The sequence below is a fragment of the Listeria grandensis genome (assembly GCF_014322885.1).
GTDB lineage: Bacteria > Bacillota > Bacilli > Lactobacillales > Listeriaceae > Listeria_A > Listeria_A grandensis.
The window spans coordinates 143,285-160,169 of record NZ_JAASUG010000003.1; the positions used below are offsets into that span (position 1 = coordinate 143,285).

At 41.3% G+C, this 16,885-nt stretch carries 20 protein-coding genes; 5 read left to right on the plus strand and 15 right to left on the minus strand.

Annotation, left to right across the window (positions count from 1 at the left end; all coding sequences use genetic code 11):
• Positions 1 to 3 precede the first annotated feature (3 nt).
• Positions 4 to 864, plus strand: a complete 861-nt coding sequence (locus HCJ54_RS05640; RefSeq protein ID WP_036065930.1) for a PTS mannose transporter subunit IID — start codon at positions 4 to 6, stop codon at positions 862 to 864.
• A 72-nt stretch (positions 865 to 936) separates the two neighbouring features.
• Here the strand turns inward: HCJ54_RS05640 and HCJ54_RS05645 are convergent, their stop codons facing one another.
• A complete protein-coding gene (locus tag HCJ54_RS05645; RefSeq protein WP_187136935.1) occupies positions 937 to 1,563 on the minus strand; it encodes a hypothetical protein in 627 nt (208 codons plus the stop codon).
• 232 nt (positions 1,564 to 1,795) lie between these two features.
• On the opposite strand from HCJ54_RS05645, the gene HCJ54_RS05650 reads away from it, so the two are divergent.
• Positions 1,796 to 2,257 carry an Lmo0779 family protein gene (locus tag HCJ54_RS05650; RefSeq protein ID WP_277619711.1) on the plus strand — a complete coding sequence of 154 codons (462 nt, stop codon included), beginning with the start codon at positions 1,796 to 1,798 and terminating at the stop codon, positions 2,255 to 2,257.
• A 39-nt stretch (positions 2,258 to 2,296) separates the two neighbouring features.
• Here the strand turns inward: HCJ54_RS05650 and HCJ54_RS05655 are convergent, their stop codons facing one another.
• Positions 2,297 to 2,683: a hypothetical protein gene (locus HCJ54_RS05655; RefSeq protein ID WP_187136936.1), complete on the minus strand. Its 387-nt coding sequence runs from the start codon at positions 2,681 to 2,683 to the stop codon at positions 2,297 to 2,299.
• A gap of 73 nt (positions 2,684 to 2,756) precedes the next feature.
• Entirely contained in the window at positions 2,757 to 3,899 is a 1,143-nt protein-coding gene (locus HCJ54_RS05660) for a serine hydrolase domain-containing protein (protein WP_187136937.1), read from the minus strand.
• A gap of 160 nt (positions 3,900 to 4,059) precedes the next feature.
• Between HCJ54_RS05660 and HCJ54_RS05665 the strand changes: the two genes are divergently transcribed.
• Positions 4,060 to 4,932, plus strand: a complete 873-nt coding sequence (locus HCJ54_RS05665; protein ID WP_187136938.1) for an ROK family protein — start codon at positions 4,060 to 4,062, stop codon at positions 4,930 to 4,932.
• A gap of 46 nt (positions 4,933 to 4,978) precedes the next feature.
• Here HCJ54_RS05665 and HCJ54_RS05670 read toward each other — a convergent pair whose 3' ends face one another.
• The gene (locus HCJ54_RS05670; RefSeq protein ID WP_036065925.1) at positions 4,979 to 5,320 is read right to left on the minus strand and encodes a GRAM domain-containing protein; all 342 of its coding nucleotides are present in this window, start codon (positions 5,318 to 5,320) and stop codon (positions 4,979 to 4,981) included.
• 202 nt (positions 5,321 to 5,522) lie between these two features.
• On the opposite strand from HCJ54_RS05670, the gene HCJ54_RS05675 reads away from it, so the two are divergent.
• Positions 5,523 to 6,254, plus strand: a complete 732-nt coding sequence (locus tag HCJ54_RS05675; protein WP_187136939.1) for a sirohydrochlorin chelatase — start codon at positions 5,523 to 5,525, stop codon at positions 6,252 to 6,254.
• A gap of 58 nt (positions 6,255 to 6,312) precedes the next feature.
• Here HCJ54_RS05675 and HCJ54_RS05680 read toward each other — a convergent pair whose 3' ends face one another.
• On the minus strand, positions 6,313 to 7,200 hold the full coding sequence (locus HCJ54_RS05680; RefSeq protein WP_187136940.1) for a diacylglycerol/lipid kinase family protein: 888 nt from the start codon (positions 7,198 to 7,200) through the stop codon (positions 6,313 to 6,315).
• Between the two features lie 170 nt (positions 7,201 to 7,370).
• Here HCJ54_RS05680 and HCJ54_RS05685 point away from each other — a divergent pair, with 170 nt between their 5' ends.
• Positions 7,371 to 8,132, plus strand: a complete 762-nt coding sequence (locus HCJ54_RS05685) for an alpha/beta hydrolase (protein WP_187136941.1) — start codon at positions 7,371 to 7,373, stop codon at positions 8,130 to 8,132.
• A gap of 44 nt (positions 8,133 to 8,176) precedes the next feature.
• Here the strand turns inward: HCJ54_RS05685 and HCJ54_RS05690 are convergent, their stop codons facing one another.
• From HCJ54_RS05690 to HCJ54_RS05735, 10 genes are all read right to left on the minus strand, one after another.
• Positions 8,177 to 8,992 (minus strand): polysaccharide deacetylase family protein, encoded by an 816-nt coding sequence (locus tag HCJ54_RS05690; protein ID WP_187136942.1) that lies wholly within the window; start codon positions 8,990 to 8,992, stop codon positions 8,177 to 8,179.
• Between the two features lie 25 nt (positions 8,993 to 9,017).
• Complete coding sequence (locus tag HCJ54_RS05695; RefSeq protein ID WP_185411327.1) at positions 9,018 to 9,665, minus strand: GntR family transcriptional regulator; 648 nt, start codon at positions 9,663 to 9,665, stop codon at positions 9,018 to 9,020.
• 24 nt (positions 9,666 to 9,689) lie between these two features.
• Positions 9,690 to 10,439 (minus strand): hypothetical protein, encoded by a 750-nt coding sequence (locus tag HCJ54_RS05700; protein ID WP_187136943.1) that lies wholly within the window; start codon positions 10,437 to 10,439, stop codon positions 9,690 to 9,692.
• A 191-nt stretch (positions 10,440 to 10,630) separates the two neighbouring features.
• On the minus strand, positions 10,631 to 11,245 hold the full coding sequence (locus HCJ54_RS05705; RefSeq protein ID WP_187136944.1) for a PepSY domain-containing protein: 615 nt from the start codon (positions 11,243 to 11,245) through the stop codon (positions 10,631 to 10,633).
• Between the two features lie 89 nt (positions 11,246 to 11,334).
• Positions 11,335 to 12,324, minus strand: a complete 990-nt coding sequence (lplA, locus tag HCJ54_RS05710; RefSeq protein WP_185411321.1) for a lipoate--protein ligase — start codon at positions 12,322 to 12,324, stop codon at positions 11,335 to 11,337.
• Positions 12,325 to 12,394: 70 nt separating this feature from the next.
• On the minus strand, positions 12,395 to 13,264 hold the full coding sequence (locus HCJ54_RS05715) for a metallophosphoesterase (RefSeq protein WP_187136945.1): 870 nt from the start codon (positions 13,262 to 13,264) through the stop codon (positions 12,395 to 12,397).
• A gap of 52 nt (positions 13,265 to 13,316) precedes the next feature.
• On the minus strand, positions 13,317 to 14,588 hold the full coding sequence (gene hflX / locus HCJ54_RS05720) for a GTPase HflX (RefSeq protein ID WP_187136946.1): 1,272 nt from the start codon (positions 14,586 to 14,588) through the stop codon (positions 13,317 to 13,319).
• Positions 14,589 to 15,023: 435 nt separating this feature from the next.
• Entirely contained in the window at positions 15,024 to 15,533 is a 510-nt protein-coding gene (locus HCJ54_RS05725) for a GNAT family N-acetyltransferase (protein ID WP_185411317.1), read from the minus strand.
• A 132-nt stretch (positions 15,534 to 15,665) separates the two neighbouring features.
• Positions 15,666 to 16,283, minus strand: a complete 618-nt coding sequence (locus tag HCJ54_RS05730) for a flavin reductase family protein (protein WP_187136947.1) — start codon at positions 16,281 to 16,283, stop codon at positions 15,666 to 15,668.
• On the minus strand, positions 16,276 to 16,884 hold the full coding sequence (locus HCJ54_RS05735; RefSeq protein WP_187136948.1) for an alpha/beta hydrolase: 609 nt from the start codon (positions 16,882 to 16,884) through the stop codon (positions 16,276 to 16,278). Before HCJ54_RS05735 ends, HCJ54_RS05730 begins: the two co-directional genes overlap by 8 nt.
• Position 16,885: the final 1 nt, after the last annotated feature.

The following is a 16,885-nucleotide window of genomic DNA, read 5'->3' on the forward strand; positions in this document are numbered from 1 at the left end:
ATTATGAGTAACGAAACAGCAAAAGTAACTGTTGGCGAGAAAAAGCTGACAAAAGGCGACTTAATGTCCGTATTTATTCGTTCCAACCTATTCCAAGGTTCATGGAACTTTGAACGTATGCAAGCTTTGGGATTCTGTTTTACCGTTGTCCCGATCATCAATCGCTTATATGAAGGCGAAGAACGTACTGAAGCAATCAAACGCCATCTCGAGTTTTTCAATACACATCCTTATATGGGAGCTCCAATTTTAGGAGTAACCGCTGCGATGGAGGAACAAAAATCGAATGGTGCACCAATCGACCAAGCTGCCATCAATGGTATTAAAGTAGGTCTGATGGGGCCGCTTGCCGGTGTTGGGGATCCAATTTTCTGGGGAACTATCCGTCCCGTATTTGCCGCGCTTGGTGCATCTTTCGCATCGACCGGTAGTATCTTTGGACCGCTTCTATTCTTTGTACTCTTTAACGCCGTTCGTCTTGGCTTCCGTTATTGGGGCGTATTCTATGGCTACCGTAAAGGGACCGACGTGGTTTCCGATATGGCCGGTGGAGTTATTCAGAAACTGACAGAAGGTGCCTCCATTCTTGGACTGTTCGTCATGGGTGGACTGGTTAATAAATGGACCAACATCGATATTCCTGTCGTTGTTTCGAAAACGACCAACCAAGAAGGTAAAACAACAACGACTACTGTGCAAGATATTTTGGATAGCTTGATGCCTGGTATCCTTGCATTGGGACTAACATTCGCTTGTATGTGGCTGCTGAAGAAAAAAATCAACGCGCTTTGGATTATTTTCATGTTATTTGCACTTGGTATTGTAGGCTATGTATTAGGCATCTTCGCAGTTCCTGGTTCGTGATTTGAGAAGAATTATTTTATAACAATTAAAAACCGGATTCTCCACTTTTCAATAGTGAGGAATCCGGTTTTGTTAGTTGAAAACCATGTATAAAATGACGGTTTGTTCTCTTCCTTTTAGGAATTCTTTTGAGAATGGGTCATTGCTGTCCCCCGCTTCGTATTTTTTATTAAACTCCCACAATTGTAATATATATTTTTCTCCCAATTTAATTTTTCCGTCCTCAAATGGTTGCGTTCTCGCGGAATCTCCATTCTCTTTTCCAAAAATACCTTTTGGAATAACGAACGTATTTTGAGCATATGATTCTTGGACATTTCTCATAATTACGCGAATTTCACTTGGTGCAAACATATCAGACCCAGGAATTCCCCAAACAAAACGACTGTTCATCTGTGCCGCTTTTTCGCCTGCTTGAGCTGTTACCCGCTCATGACGCACACGTTTGTCCCGCTTATACACATCAAAATAAACATCCATCGTTTTGGCTTTCACATTATAATCTACTTCGCCGCTTGCAGCTAAAAGCATCGATAATTCATCTGAACTCGGTTGCGAACGCACATTTTTAATCTCTCCATCTGGAACACCTGTTACCTTATCCCCCTGAAACGGCCAGTAGTTCATATGGCTCAAGTACATCAAAGTTCCACCAATCGTGATAATTAGTATACCTATTACTGTTACTATTTTTTTCATGCTAGTCTCCTTTTTACGCTCGTTAAAGTCTCCCTTAGACAGCCTTTTCATAAATAGAATGACTTAAATTCTAATTATAGTATGTAATGAAATATTGTACAAGGATATTTTGGATATTCTCACACAATTTTTGCAACCTTACGCTAGGTACAGTATGGTTTTAGTTCCTTTTTTAAGTGGATAATGTTACAATGAATGGAGAATTTAATGAATGCAGGTGTAAATAATGAGCATGGATGCAACAAATATTTTCCTAATTATCATGATTGTCGGCGCGTTTTTATTTTCCGTTTATGATGGCGTCATTCTTCATTTTTGGAAAGGGAAAACCGTTCTTAGTGTCCCGCTTCGTTCGCGAGGGAAATGGGATGGATACATATTCGTCGGTTTGATTGCGATGCTGTTTATCTCCAACGCGTTCTTGCGTCACGGCCCTATTTCTACATCCGTGTTGCTAGCCATTCTCGGCGTGCTTTTCTTCTACATTTGTTTTATTAGAAAAGGTAGAGTCATCTTCAAGGAGCACGGTTTCTTCTATGCTCTCCTCTTCTTTGAATATAAAAAGATGGAGCGTATCAACCTGTCTGAGGATGGTGTGCTAGTTATCGAAACTGGACGCCAGCGCCTTCTGCTATTCGTCAGAAACGAAGATGATTTAGAACAAATGCTAAAAGTCTTTACGGAAAAAAGTTAAAAAGATCGCAATTGGGCATGTAGCTCAATTGCGATCTTTTTAAATGCCCACTTTGCTTAAATGTATCTTTTCTACTTCAAACTCAATAAATTTTCCGTGCATTGCTTCGATTTGCTCATCGTATTTTGTATTAAAGCAGATAATACTGTCTTCCAAGCGCAAAACAGCAAAGCCATCCTCTTCGTAGTCTTCTAATTGCCCAACGATGTGAACAGTCTCCTCTTCTTCTATCTTCTCCAAAATACAATGCTTCTCGTCGCTAAGAGCGAGTCGTGCCGCCGTCAAATGCTCTGGTATTTCAATTTCTACAGTATATTTGCGATTCGACTCCGGCTCGTCATCATTCCAAATTCCTTCACACGTGCCGAAATCACTTTCAAATCTAACCTGCCCGGTCGCAAGCTTTTTCTGAACCTTAATTTCCACTAAAAAATTCCTCCTGAAGTTTTTTCGCTTTTTGTATATTATAGCATGAAATTGTCAAATCGCATCTATTTTATTACTGCATAACGCTATAAATTTCCTTAACTAATGCCCCACTATCTTTCTCCATCCGAATATTGGAGAACACAATGACTGCATCGCGATGATCTTTTGAAAAGCTGTTGATCGTTTCATAGTTGTATAATACACCGCGGGAAATATAAAAATTAGGTCGTGTATAAAAGCCATAACCATAGTTCCCAGCACCAGCGTGAAGCATACTACGCATGCTTGCCTGATTCATCAGTTTACCACTCGCCAAAGCTTTATCAAATAGATAAATATCTTTTGGCGGCATATACATGTTTCCCGCACCGAACAACTGTGATGTATCCTGAACAAAACTCGTTTTCATCAGCATGCCATCCTTCACTTTATAACTAACCGATTCATTTGGATGTGTGAAAAATGAATCACCAATCGCTGTAGATTTCATACCAGCAGGCGCAAAGACGTACTGTGCTAAATAACTAGCTAATGATTTATGCGTTAATACCTCTACTAAACGCCCCATCACCGCATAGTTATCATCTTGATAGTCCCACGTTCCCGGTGACCGTTTAATCCCAGCTGCTTCTACCTCCTCTAAAACTTGTTGCGATGTTATTTTTTGATTACCTTTTTTTCTACCTTCCACACCAGATGTATGTCCCAAGAAATTCTTGATTTTAATACTTTCTCCGTTTGGAAATGTTGGGAAATACTTAGCAATTGGGTCCTCCACGCTTAGCATCCCTTTTTCTTGTAGTTGCATGATTGCAGTGGCTACGACAGCTTTTTCCATCGAGCCTATAAAAAATAAGCTTTGGCTCGTATTAGCTTCCCCAGTTGTCTTATTCGCCAGACCATAGCCTTGATTAATAATCACTTTGTTATCTTTGACGACATAAGCCGCCCCATTAAACTGATGCTTCTTTAAGACGAGATCCACTTTTGTTTTCAGTGACGCATTCGGATCAATCACAATATTCGCCTTAACTGTTGCCGTAGATTCATCATTCATACTCATTTCGTTTGCTGTTACTTTAGAATGTGCCTGTACGAATAAATAAGCACTTCCTACTCCCCCAAATAAAAAGCAAGCCATGACTGCTAAAAGTATTCCCAGACGCCGTTTCTTACGTTTCACGCGCGCCTTCTCTGCTCTGCTCACATGCATTTTTATTTCCTCCTTGATATAAATAAGTACGACATAATTGTAACACTTTGTAATATAATTGTAAAATAATTTTTGCGCTTTATTTTTATTTACACTTGTTTTTTCAAAGAATTCCACGTATGCTTAAGATTAAATTCAAGATAAAGGAGTTCGAAAAAGCATGACACTATTAGCATTTGATATGGGTGGAACTGCGGTCAAGTATGCTCTCGTAGCACAAGATAGAGCAATTATAGACAAAGGGAAGTTCAAAACACCAGATACATTAGAAGGCTTGATCAACACGCTAGAAGCAACAAAAAATACATATAGCACGCATTCCTTGGATGGTCTTGCCTTTAGTTGTCCTGGCGCAGTCGATAATGAAAGCGGTATTATCGGTGGCGCTAGCGCGATTCCTTACATTCACCATTTCCCGTTCAAACAATTACTCGAAGAAAAGCTAGCTCTCCCAATTACACTTGAAAATGATGCGAACTGCGCTGCTCTCGCTGAAACTTGGCTTGGTGTAGCAAAAAATGTACACGATATTCTTTTTATCATTGTTGGTTCAGGCATTGGTGGCGCTGTCATTAAAGATGGAAAAATTCATGCAGGCGCTCACCTTCATGGGGGGGAATTTGGTTATATGATTATGAATGATAAATTAGAAAACCTCAGTGATACCGGCACCGTAGTTAATGCCTCCGCACGAATCGCTAAGCGCAAAGGTCTTTCATCGCTAAACGGTGTAGAAGCTTTCCAACTGAAAGAAGCTGGTGACCAGATAGCCATAGACGAAATTGAAGCGATGTACCGCAATCTCGCTAGGGGGATTTTCAATTTGCAGTATGTATACGACCCTGAATTAATTGTAATTGGGGGCGGCGTGAGCGAACGTGCGGATTTCCTGCCATCCATCCAAGCCGAACTAGATACCCTGTTAGCAAAAATCACCATCGCAAAAGTTGCTCCCACCATCGTTTCCTGCGCCTTTGGAAATGATGCTAACCTCATCGGTGCCGTCGCCAAATTCAACCAAATCCATCACTAACAAAAAGAAAAGACTATGAGTTGTACCGCTACCCATAGTCTTTTCCTTATTTATCTTTCATTAATTTACTGCGCTCTCCGCGTTTTGTAAGCACTTGTTCCATCGCTTCCAACCACTTTTTCTGCTTATTAACAACGAATTGGAATTTATGCCCCTCTTTTGTCTCGATTTCCAACAAATTCGATAACATATCTCGACCTAAAATCTTCGTCATTACACCTTCTATTCGCACCACATCCGTAAAGGGGATTGTCACTTCCTCCACAAAATAATCATTTGGTTTATGAATTAGATACTCCTCCGTGATAAATAGTTTCCCCGGAACTGGCTTGAAGCCATTTTTTAAATTAGCAAGTCCTTTATAAACAACATCCACCGTTTCACCCATTAATTATTTCCCTCCATTATTTAACATTACTATCTATCCTACATTTTCATGATTTATCTAGCCATGTAACCTCTTCACGCCAGTTCACAATTTGGTGACATTTAAAAATTTTATTTCGACAAACAGCTTGGCTTACGACTTCAGGCAGGTTAAAATATAACTAACAGCAATGTAGTACATAACTTGGAGGGAGTTAATCATTTTGCGCGCAATCATTTATATTGGCAATGGCACCCAGCTGGCTGAGGGCAATGCGGAATTTTGTACATTTATTAACACCATTAAAAAGAAACGGCCCGAGATAATCCAAGAATTAGGTTTTCTAAAGATGAGCTATCCAACAATCGAAATCGCCTGTGAGAAAGCGATAGCTGCTGGTGCTGATGAACTCATCGTGGTTCCCGTTTTTCTATTTTCGGCAAGCGATATTAAATATGAAATTCCTGACATTTTGAATTCCTTGACGACGAAGTATTCTAATATTACTATCAAAATGACAAAAACATTTGGTTTTGACCCAGAAATCATCGCTCTTGCTAAAGAAAAAATTCTAGACACAAGTATTAATTTTACCAACTCAGAAGCAGTATTACTTGTCGGGCTTGGCAATGAACGCGATGATGAACCCGCGACACGACTGTATAGTGTAGCACAGCTTTTGGAGTCCCAACTTCATTTACCTGTCTTCCATAGCGAAATTAAAGGCGAGCCAAGCTATCCCGAGAAACTTGAAGTGCTCAGTACACGATACCAAAAAATCTACATCCTACCTTATTTCCTTTTTACAGGAACACATGTTGTCGCCATCGATCAAGAACGACTGCATCTCCAAAAAATAAATCCTGATTGTGAGATCGTTATTTGTGAGTCATTCCATTATCACCCACTACTTGAGCAAGCCATTTTGCATAAAATCAGCGAACTAGTGAGTTAAGCATAAAAAAGCATGGTACGCCAATTGTTGCGGAGTACCCATGCTTTTCTTATGGCCCTTATTCCGGCACTAATACATCTAGATGCTCCCGCAAAACTTCGATTTTAATAGGAAATGCATCTCCCGGATCCCCGTCCACATTTACTTTAACATCCGCCTGGTCACAATCGATTTCTAAACGTCTCGTCGAGAAATACATCACGCCGTCTGCTTTTTTTAGTGTTCCAAGTGCGATTTGTGGCAAAATTTTCGCCGCATCAATGACTCCCAGTTTCGTTAAAATAAATACGTGAATGAGTCCGTCATCTACCTCAGCCTCCGGTGCCCATTGCTCCATGCCGCCAACAGAATTAGTCAAGCTGGCGATAACAAGCGCAGCCTTACCATCCCACTCCCCGTCATCATATTTCACCTCAAACGCAAGCAATTCATGTCGCGCAAATGCTTTTAATCCCTCTGCAAAATATGCTACCGAGCCAAATTTTGTTTTTTGCTCCACGCTCACTTTATCCACCGCTTCGGCAATCATCCCTGCTGCTAAAACATTCATAAAGTATGTGTCGCCTATTTTACCGATATCCATTGTTCGTTTACGCGCTGTTTCTAATGCTTTAATGGCACGATCAGGACGCAGTGGAATACCTAAGGAACGCGCCAAATCATTGACCGTTCCAAGTGGAATAAAACCAAACGCTGGTCGGTGTGGCTGCTCTGCAATACCATTAATAACTTCGTTTAGCGTTCCATCTCCACCCATCGCAATCACCGCTTCGTAACCGTCTGTTGCTGCTTGTAAAGCAAATTCGGTCGCATCTCCGCCCTTGGTCGTCTCTTTTATCTCGACCTCATGAAAACGCTTTAGCAATGCCTGATGCGCCCGTTCCGCGTATACCTTGCCTTTTTCTTTACCTGAAGAAGGGTTCACAATTAATAATGCTTTCCCCATATGTATCACACTCCTAACTTTACTCTTTCTCATTATACCCTGTTCCCAACGTAAAAAAACAGCAAAAGCACAACATTTCAATAATTATTACTTGAAAAATCAACCGTTTGGCGTTAAAGTTAAAGCATAGTAATTCACTCAGAATTATGGAAAACAAGGAGGACTGAAAAATGGAACGAATCACATTTAAAAACGAAACTGGACTAACGTTGGTTGGTCATTTTTATGCAGCTCCTTCAAAAGCAATCATCATCATGACACACGGCTTCTTATCTAATAAATCATCGAGCGGACGATTTGATCGCTTCGCCTTAAAATTACAACAAAACGGTTATAATGTGCTCACCTATGATTGCGGCGGTTACGGGGAAAGTGACGATACAGCCATCCATTTTGAAAAACAAGTCACTGATTTACGAGCCGCCAAACAATATAGCCAACAACTCGGGATGGAGAAATTTGCTTTTTGGGGACATAGCCTTGGTGGCCGGTTATCACTTACTTGTTACGATACCGATATTGAAACGATGATCCTGACTGGGCCCGTTACTGGCGCGATTGCCTATCAACATGTCGATAACTTTTCAAAAGAGCAGGTGGCGCAATGTGAAAGTAGTGGTAGTATGATTTTTTATGTGGACGATCCATGGCGCACAGAAATCGTGCTAGATAAGCAGATGTTGCTTGATTTTGACCAAATGGATCAAGCGGCGACGTTACAAAAAGTGAACTGCCCGATTCTCATTATCCATGGAACAGAAGGTGATTTAGAGAGGGAGCTGACGCAGATTACGAAGCAAGGTTTAGATCTTTTCCCTAAAGGCACGAAATTGATTGAATTAGACGGTGCTGATCATAGCTTTATGGAACAACTAAACGAAATTGAAACACTCGGATTGCACTGGTTACATGAACATTTTCAGCTAAATTAAAAAATATGTCCGATTGAAAGTTAGTTTTCAATTGGACATATTTTTTATTGGATAGCAGATTTCATTTGCATTCCTGGTACCATTCTTACACGCGGTAAAGTGTACATCCCATCATTTTTATTTGCTTTCCCAGCCTCAGTAGTGAACCCCATTTTGTAGCCTGTTGCTTCAGCTGCACGCTTTGTATCCTCATTATAACGACCAACGGGATAGCAAATCGAATTCACCGTCTTGCCCGTCAGACGCTCTAAAACGGCTTTAGAGTCCTTCAATTCTTTGACCTGATCATCATAGGAAAGCGTGTTTAATTCTTGATGGTGAACCGTGTGGCTCTCCATCTCAATCCCATACTTACTCATTTCTTTCAGCGCGGCCTCATCGAAATGGTTATTTTTCGCAATTTTATCCGTAATAACGAAAATGTTCGCTTTTAAGCCATACTTCTTCAAAATCGGATAGGCATTCGTATAATTATCTTGATATCCATCATCAAACGTGATGACTACCGGTTTGTCTGGCACATTTTTACCTGTAATAAGCATCGAGTCTAATTCAGAAAGCGTGATCGCGTGATAACCATTATCGACCAACCACTTCATCTGAGCGTCAAACTCATTTGGAGGTGTAATTAAATTATTTTTGACATTGGTATTGATGGAATGGTACATCAATACTGGGATTTGTAGCGTTTCTGGATTAACATCCGTTCCAGTCTTTACTGGCTTTTCTTCTTGTTTCGTGGCAGGAACTGGCTTTTTCGCTGGGGTTGGTTCTGGTTTACTCGTCTCATTTTGACCACCACAGGCGCTGACAACAAGGCAACATAGCACCACAAAACCGATGCGTAAAATTTTCTTCATAATACGAAAAACTCCTCTGCGTCTTTTATCTGAAAATAAATAAAATCCGATCATTAATAATCTGTTTTACAACGACGCGTGCTGCTGAAAAATCACGCGACTCAATATGACGTCCACAAGCAACATAATTATCAAGCGTCTGTTCGAACAGTTTTGTTGCAGACTGAAAAACATCCGGTTCGCCAAACTCCAATAAGTCGTCATAAAACTGATTCACAACTTGCACATAATATTCATTTTTGGCGTAGCTTAATATTTCATTGAGAAACCAGCGCTGATATTCCATGCATTGCCTATCCGTCGCTTCTTCTAATCCTAAAAAATCTGTTGCTTTGCTTAAGACACGATGATTGGTAAAGGTAAGAGATTTCGCTTCAATCTTGTCAATGGTCGCTAGCAACAATAGCTCCATAACATCCAGCATCTCGATATAGCGTTCTTTTGTAATGGCACAGTTTTTAACGATAACCCCTTTGTAATCCTCAAATTCTAAGTACCCATTGACCGTCAACATCGCAAATGCCTTCCGCACTGGAGTCCGACTCAACTCAAGCTCTCTTGAAGTATCCGCCTCAATAAGGCGTTGCCCCACTTGATATTCCCCTGATTGAATCTTCTCTTTAATCATACGGTACGCCTTACTCTCTAATGTTTCGTTTACTGCTCTGTTCATCTGGTGACTCCCCTTCAATTAACCTTAAAATATCGCTTTCCCATCAATTATTTCTTTTAAAATATCATTATTAGCGATGATTAATTCCATTTCGCGATATGGCTGATACGTCGTGTTACGCTCCATAATGTAACTGGCACTGAGTTCCTGAATATCCTGAGCCAGCGCCCGAGCCTTGCGTTTTTTAGCATCTGTAAAATGCGAGATCACATATCCGACAACGCGTAAAACCACCGCGATACACACCACTAACAAAGCCAGTAACCCCGCTACAAAAATACGGTGTCCCTCTGGGCTCGCCTCCAAAATAAAAACAGCTCCAAGCGCTGCCATAATTAACACAACGAGCAATGTCGCGATATTTTTGATCGTGAAATTTTTTGTCCCAAAAACATGATCTTCTTCGACTACTTTTTGCAATGCGGCTAGTTCCTCTGGTGTTGCAAAGCCATTTTTTGCTAAATAATTTCGTAACAAGCATAATTTTAACATGTGTAACTTCTTGAACTCGCGCAAACGATAGCTTTTCCAGAGTATTTTCCTTGCTTTGCGGACAATCACGATGTAGTAGCAAAGCAAAAAAAGAATCGCGTACACAAGAAGTCCAAACCAAAGTCCATTCATACCAAAAGCTAAGCCAAATGCGAGTGGCAGAGCGATAAATAAAACCATCAGTAAACCAAAAAAACAGATGTTTGTCATCATAAAACTATATATTAAATTATAATTACTCAATTTCGTTCGATAAAACCGAATCAGTTTTTCCCCCGCCATAAACCAACACTCATTCCTTCTCATTCTTTCATATTAGTTTATCACGTAAAGCCGAATATTAAAAGCCACAGATGGAAAGAAAGTAGTGCGCACTATTTTTTGTTACCTTGTGCTCTGCAAAATATATGTATAAAAAAAAATACTCGTATGCTTAGAATAAAAAACTAAGCATACGAGCGTTTGGGCTAACATTAATCATCTTGTTCTGTTGATAGAACCGCTAACGTTTTGGAATCTAGTTTAACTTCCACTTCTTGCGTGCCATTCATAACTTGAATGCTGAAATAGGTTTGGTTCATTTCACGATCGATTGACCATTCTTTTACCGTTCCTGCTTGTTGTTTTAAAGCTGCTGTCATCGCTTCTTGCGGTGTTTTAATCCCTGTCAAATCCAGTTTCTCGTTCGCCCGTTCCACACCATTAGCATCTTCTCGGTCTAACTTCTCATTGTTATCTTGTAAAATAGCTTTCGTATCCGCGTCGAATTTCATTTCAAATTCACTAGAATCATCTACACCGTCAATCGTATATACGAATTTACCAAGTTCTTGTGATAATTCTACGGAAGTAATATCCGTTTTGGGATGCTTATTTTTGAAAATTTCAATTGCCTCTGTATAGCTCATCGAAAATTTCTTATTATTTAGATCTGTTGTCGTTGTATTGGAGCTTGAACCGCTATCTGTTGTTTGTTGCGTATTGTTTCCATTGTTATTATTATCACCATTCGCATCATCATCTCCACACGCTGCGAGAGTCCCTACCATTACCGTTGTCATTGCAATCACACTAATTTTTTTCCACATATTTCGTTCCCTGCCTTCTTTAGTTTATAGTAGTAGTCTAACATACAGCTACTATGCAATACATCATACTTGAGACTTAGATTATGAGTTTATCTAAAAAATAGTGTTTCTAATTCGGCTTTTGTGACTTTCCCGAAATACCTCGGAATGTCAAGATTATTAAAAAAGGCGAGAATGGCGTCTTTTGTATAGGCCAAGCCAAGCAGTTTCTGCTCCACATCCGCGATATTCCCTGTCGCAAAAAAATCGCCGAATATTTGCGCCATCGTAATTTTACCTTTTTCGACTTGAAGTCTTATTTCCACAAGACCACCAGGAAATTTTTGTTCTCCTTTTACGTTGAACTTCGGTGATTTACCATAGTTCCAATCCCAATTTTGATAGCGTTCACGGCGAATTTGAGCGATTTTAGCTCTATCTTGATCTGTGAAAGTATACACTGGGATGTCCGTCGTTTTAAAAATAGATTCCAGCAAAACTTGTTTAAAAGCAGCGATATCCATATCTTCGCGCAAGTGTTCTCGAATATTGGTGACACGCGACCTAACAGATTTCACACCTTTGGCCTGCAGTTTCAATGGGTTCACATGCAACGCTTTTTCGACATTTTCTAGATTCACATCAAACATTAAGGTTCCGTGGCTATAAAGCCTCCCCTTGGTGGCGAATTGCGCATTCCCAGAAATTTTTTTGCCCGCGACTTCAATGTCGTTGCGACCGCTCAATTTAGCGTCAACGCCAAGTGTAATCAGTGCATCCATAACCGGTTTTGTGAAGCGTTCAAAATTATGAAAGCTTTCCCCATCGTCTTTCGTTATAATGCTAAAACTGATATTCCCTTCGTCATTGTAAACCGCGCCACCTCCCGAAAGTCTTCGTAACACTTGGACTTGATGCGCTTCTATGTAGTCCTGGTTTATTTCCGCTAACGTATTTTGATTCTTGCCCACAATGACCGTCGGGTGCATCCTGTAGAACATGATATACGTCTCATTTTCATCGAGATGTCGCAAAGCAAATTCCTCGATGGCAAAATTCTCCGACTGGTCTAAGCAATCTTTGTTATCAATGTAAATCACGCATGTCTCTCCTTCATAAAAAAAGGACTTGAAACCCAACTTCTATGTCGTAGTCTCAAGCCCGTTCCTGTTATTTGTGCCGCAATGTGATGACTGGCAGTTCCGGTTCATTGAAAACCCTTGGTACAATCGTAGCATTACCAACACCTCGGCTAATTATCATTGCCTTACCGTTTGCTCGGTGAATGCCTGCGGTCCATTTCGGTAGTAAACCTTGCTGTGGCGCATAAAGCCCTTGTGTCCCTGGTAAGCGTATTTGACCGCCATGTGCGTGACCACAACACACTAAATCAATCGCGGCTTGTTGATAAATCGCCCATTTCTCTGGACGATGCGATAATAAAAACGTGAAAATAGAATCTGGAATCCCAGCTGTTGCTTCTTTTATTTCGGCTACAACGATTTCTTCTTCACGTGCTACCTCTTCCTCCAACGTCAAATCATGCGGTTTTTGAATTTGCAAACTTGGATCATCAATCCCTGCTAATGCAAAGGTTTTACCATCACGCTCGATGTACACATGCTGATTATTCAAATAGACAATCCCACTCTTTGCTAGCGCTGGCAGTAAATCTTCTAAATTCGCACTATGCGCCTCATGATTTCCTGTCACGTAATAGATTGGGTAGCGCCGAGCCAACTTTCGCATCAGCGTAATCACCGTATTAATACCTTCATCGCCGTCCAGTAAATCGCCCGTGACGACAATAATATCTGGATCCAACTGCCAAATTTTCTTAATCAAGCGATGGTTGTAACGCCCAAACGTACAGCCGTGCACATCAGATAATTGCAAAACACGAAAACCATCTAGTTCTGGCGCAATTTTAGCAGAAGCAATGGTGTATTCCGTTTCGCTGAGTTGTTTGGTCGACCAATACGCATAGCCCGTAAAGGCTAGCGCGGCAAATCCAGTAACTTTTAAAAAATTATTTTTCATAGACTTGTTACCCTTCACATCTTTTTCTTCATTATAACAAAGTAACACGTAATTATCCTTCTTTTTGAGCCTCCGATTGGATAAATTCGGCGAACTTCATTCGGTCTGACTGCTGAGCGTTCACTTGCAACACCGTTCCTTCATTTTCGTAGGTCGTTTCTAAAACGTCTGCATGCTCATTCAAATAAGAAACGACATCCCCACGATCAAATGGAACGACTAGCGTCACTGTTTTGTAGTCATTAAACACCTGTTCTTTTATCATATCAACCAGTAGTTCAAGACCCGTGCTCTCTTTCGCAGATAAATAAAGGCTATCTCCCTCGCGTCGTGGGAACATAACATTGTTCGCCAAGTCTGCTTTATTATAAGCAAAAATCATCGGTCGATCAATAATATCTAACTCCGCAAGTGTTTCTTCCGTAGTCGCCATCATCGCCTCAAAATGTTCATGCGACACGTCCACGACATGGATGAGCACATCCGCCTCCGCCGCTTCTTCAAGTGTGGAGCGGAAAGCCTTGACCAAGTTATGCGGCAATTTACTCACAAAACCTACCGTATCCGTCAGCAAAAACTGCTTTTTATCTGGCAAAATGATTTCACGGACACTCGTTTCTAGCGTCGCAAACAACATGTCTTTCTCAAAAACCTGTTTATGCGCCGATTGACTATGCTCCGCTACCATCGCATTCATAATCGTCGACTTCCCAGCATTCGTATAACCGACAAGCGAAACCACAGGAATCTCGTTTTTTTGGCGCTGGCGACGCTGCACTTGTCGTTCCGCTACAAGTCCGTCGAGCTCCTTATTTAGCTGATTAATCTGCTTCTTAATCCGACGGCGATCCATTTCGAGCTTCGTTTCCCCAGCCCCTCGGTTTTTCAGGCCACCTTTTCCGCTTTGCTGATCCATCCCTTCCCCTTGGCCCACGATGCGCGGCAATTCATATTTCAAACGTGCCACTTGGACTTGTAACTGCGCCTCTCTCGTTTTTGCCCGCTCCGCAAAAATATCCAAAATAAGTCGTGTCCGGTCCATGACTTCCAATTCTAGCAACTCTTCTAAATTTCTAATCTGCGACGGTGCAAGTTCATCATTGAAAATAACAAGATCCACGTCTTCATAATCCGCTAAACTCTTGATTTCATCTACTTTACCTTTGCCTACATATGTCGCTTTATTCTTCCGATCGAGCTTTTGCGTGATCCTACCAACAGGATCAATGGCATTAGCCTCTGCCAAATTCGCAAGTTCCTCCATGGAATATTCAAAGTTCTCTTGGTTCATTGTAATACCTACTAATATAGCCGTTCTAGTCATTTTTCATTCCTCCAGTGTTCATTTTATTGTCACACGTGCGAGGGTAAAGGTGCGGTCACTGGCCCACATATGCAGTTTCAAGCACACCAAAAAGAAGCAGACAATTCATCTGCTTCCCCTTAATATCGACACGTATCCTGTTAAAAAAACAAGATCCGCGAAAATATTTGATTTTTTAGTAAGATACCAAAAATGGGTTTCCTTTTGTGAAAGGCAGACCAATCCCTCATGAGTTTAGCTCATACGCTCGAATTATGGCACACCACTCATGTACCTTCCGAGGCTGACCTATCCTCATTTCTCGCACTATTTAATTACGTTTAGCGAATTTGGAATTCTAAGTCTAACATACCACATCTGGACAACCCTCCGATCATTATAATTAGTCACATTGTAACATGGTAAAAAGCGATTGGCAAGTCCTTACTGCAAAATTCAAATTAATTTAGACATCCAATAGGTATCATAATAATCGGCACCTATCATGAACGAATCACGATGTGTCCCTTCGATTTCATATCCTAGATTTTGATAAAGCCTAAGCGCTTTCGTGTTTTCACAAAGCACACCAAGTTCCAGTCTGTGTACGACACCACGCGCCTTCGCCCACGTTTCCATATGCGTAAATAAGCGCGTCGCCACGCCCCGTCCCCAGTATTCCTTTAGCACACCCACAGCAATATAAACACTATGCTGCATCCGATTCGGCGGGTTTCCATCCGCAATTAAAAAACCCATCAAGGCTTCCGTCTCCGTATCCTCCGCCACTAAAATAAGCGAGTACGGCAAATCAGCAAAATATTCGATCCGTTTGCGAGCATCTTTGGACGTGATTTCTCGTTCTCCCGCGCCATACAGCATATAATCCGTCTCACTATCTATCTGCAATTGCATTTTCGCAAACCGTTTTGCATCATATTCACAAGCTTCTCGTATCTGAATCATCGTTTATTTACCCCCAACTAAAATCCCTTTTTTCCAGTATAGCAGAAAAAGAGCTATCCATAAAAAAATTTAGCGCGCCAAGCAATGCCTCCTGTGTGAGACATTACTTGGCGTGCTAAGTTTCTACAAATTTCACCGAGGACGTTCCATCATGAAGTTTTCTCCCAGTTTCGCGTAATTATTTCCCGCTAAGCGAGCAACTGGCTTCAGTGCATCCGTCAGAATATATTGTTTTTCCTCATCGAAAACTGTTGCATCAACATGATAACATAATACCTTCGCTAAAATTAAATCCGTTACGGTTTCTCCCGCCTCATTTTGGATTGGGATATGCTGAGCTAACTTCGCCTCAAATCGAATTTTTGCCTGCTGGATCCCTGGCACCGAAACCACTTCACTCGCCACCGTCGTCAAATTCGTAAGTGTCAGCTCATTCTGATCCGGCTCCAATCTTGCTGCTGTTTTATTCATCTCCTCTGTTAGCGCCTCATCGACAATATGGATAACTAACTCGTTGGTGGCGATAATATTTCGCGCCGTATCCTTCATTTGTCCTTTGTCTCGCTGCACAGCGATCGACACAATCGGCGGATCACTCGAAACCACATTGAAAAAGCTAAACGGCGCCGCATTCAAAATTCCATTTGCTGATAGCGTCGTCACAAAAGCGATTGGACGCGGAATAATTGCCCCACTCAAAAACTTATAGTTATTCTGAGCCCCAATTTTCCTTGCATCTAGCCTAATCATGCTGTGCCACATACCAATCACGCGCAGCTTCTACTTCCGCAAGCGTTAAATTATGCCCATTTTCCGTCCATAGCTCCGCCACATCCGCCGAACGATTTTTCAATGCGTCGATCAATGCTTGCGATCCCTTCGCACTTATCAATGGATCATTCACACCCGCCGTCAAAAATACACGAGTTCCAGCAAGCGAAAAATCAGGCATCGCTTCCCCAGACGGCATCGCATGAAATAAAATCGCTTTTTGAAAACTAGAAGCATCCGTCAAGATCGCGTTGGCTGCAATATTTGCACCGTTCGAATAACCAACCGCCACGACATTTTCCGCGTTAAAATCATATTCTGTAGCCAAATTCTTAATTTCTAGCACTAATTGCCCCGTTTTCTCCTTCAAGCTCGCCAAATCAAACGAACCGTCCGCATATCTTGCAAAAAAACGATTGGCGCCTTGCTCCGAGACATCGCCACGAAATGATAAAATAGACGCATCCGGCGCAATAATCTCCGCTAACTGTAACATCGACCGCTCATCGCCTCCCGTCCCATGTAGCAAAACAAGCGGATCAAGCGTTGTATTTTTTCCAGGTATAAACAGATGTTCCATC

What these genes read in the sequence shown, in the direction of transcription:
- HCJ54_RS05640 (WP_036065930.1), top strand. Translation starts at nt 4, where the DNA reads ATGAGTAACGAAACAGCAAAAGTAACTGTTGGCGAGAAAAAGCTGACA.
- HCJ54_RS05645 (WP_187136935.1), bottom strand. Translation starts at nt 1,563, where the DNA reads ATGAAAAAAATAGTAACAGTAATAGGTATACTAATTATCACGATTGGT.
- HCJ54_RS05650 (WP_277619711.1), top strand. Translation starts at nt 1,796, where the DNA reads ATGGATGCAACAAATATTTTCCTAATTATCATGATTGTCGGCGCGTTT.
- HCJ54_RS05660 (WP_187136937.1), bottom strand. Translation starts at nt 3,899, where the DNA reads ATGCATGTGAGCAGAGCAGAGAAGGCGCGCGTGAAACGTAAGAAACGG.
- HCJ54_RS05665 (WP_187136938.1), top strand. Translation starts at nt 4,060, where the DNA reads ATGACACTATTAGCATTTGATATGGGTGGAACTGCGGTCAAGTATGCT.
- HCJ54_RS05670 (WP_036065925.1), bottom strand. Translation starts at nt 5,320, where the DNA reads ATGGGTGAAACGGTGGATGTTGTTTATAAAGGACTTGCTAATTTAAAA.
- HCJ54_RS05680 (WP_187136940.1), bottom strand. Translation starts at nt 7,200, where the DNA reads ATGGGGAAAGCATTATTAATTGTGAACCCTTCTTCAGGTAAAGAAAAA.
- HCJ54_RS05685 (WP_187136941.1), top strand. Translation starts at nt 7,371, where the DNA reads ATGGAACGAATCACATTTAAAAACGAAACTGGACTAACGTTGGTTGGT.
- HCJ54_RS05690 (WP_187136942.1), bottom strand. Translation starts at nt 8,992, where the DNA reads ATGAAGAAAATTTTACGCATCGGTTTTGTGGTGCTATGTTGCCTTGTT.
- HCJ54_RS05695 (WP_185411327.1), bottom strand. Translation starts at nt 9,665, where the DNA reads ATGAACAGAGCAGTAAACGAAACATTAGAGAGTAAGGCGTACCGTATG.
- HCJ54_RS05700 (WP_187136943.1), bottom strand. Translation starts at nt 10,439, where the DNA reads ATGGCGGGGGAAAAACTGATTCGGTTTTATCGAACGAAATTGAGTAAT.
- HCJ54_RS05705 (WP_187136944.1), bottom strand. Translation starts at nt 11,245, where the DNA reads ATGTGGAAAAAAATTAGTGTGATTGCAATGACAACGGTAATGGTAGGG.
- HCJ54_RS05715 (WP_187136945.1), bottom strand. Translation starts at nt 13,264, where the DNA reads ATGAAAAATAATTTTTTAAAAGTTACTGGATTTGCCGCGCTAGCCTTT.
- hflX (WP_187136946.1), bottom strand. Translation starts at nt 14,588, where the DNA reads ATGACTAGAACGGCTATATTAGTAGGTATTACAATGAACCAAGAGAAC.
- HCJ54_RS05725 (WP_185411317.1), bottom strand. Translation starts at nt 15,533, where the DNA reads ATGATTCAGATACGAGAAGCTTGTGAATATGATGCAAAACGGTTTGCG.
- HCJ54_RS05730 (WP_187136947.1), bottom strand. Translation starts at nt 16,283, where the DNA reads ATGATTAGGCTAGATGCAAGGAAAATTGGGGCTCAGAATAACTATAAG.
- HCJ54_RS05735 (WP_187136948.1), bottom strand. Translation starts at nt 16,884, where the DNA reads ATGGAACATCTGTTTATACCTGGAAAAAATACAACGCTTGATCCGCTT.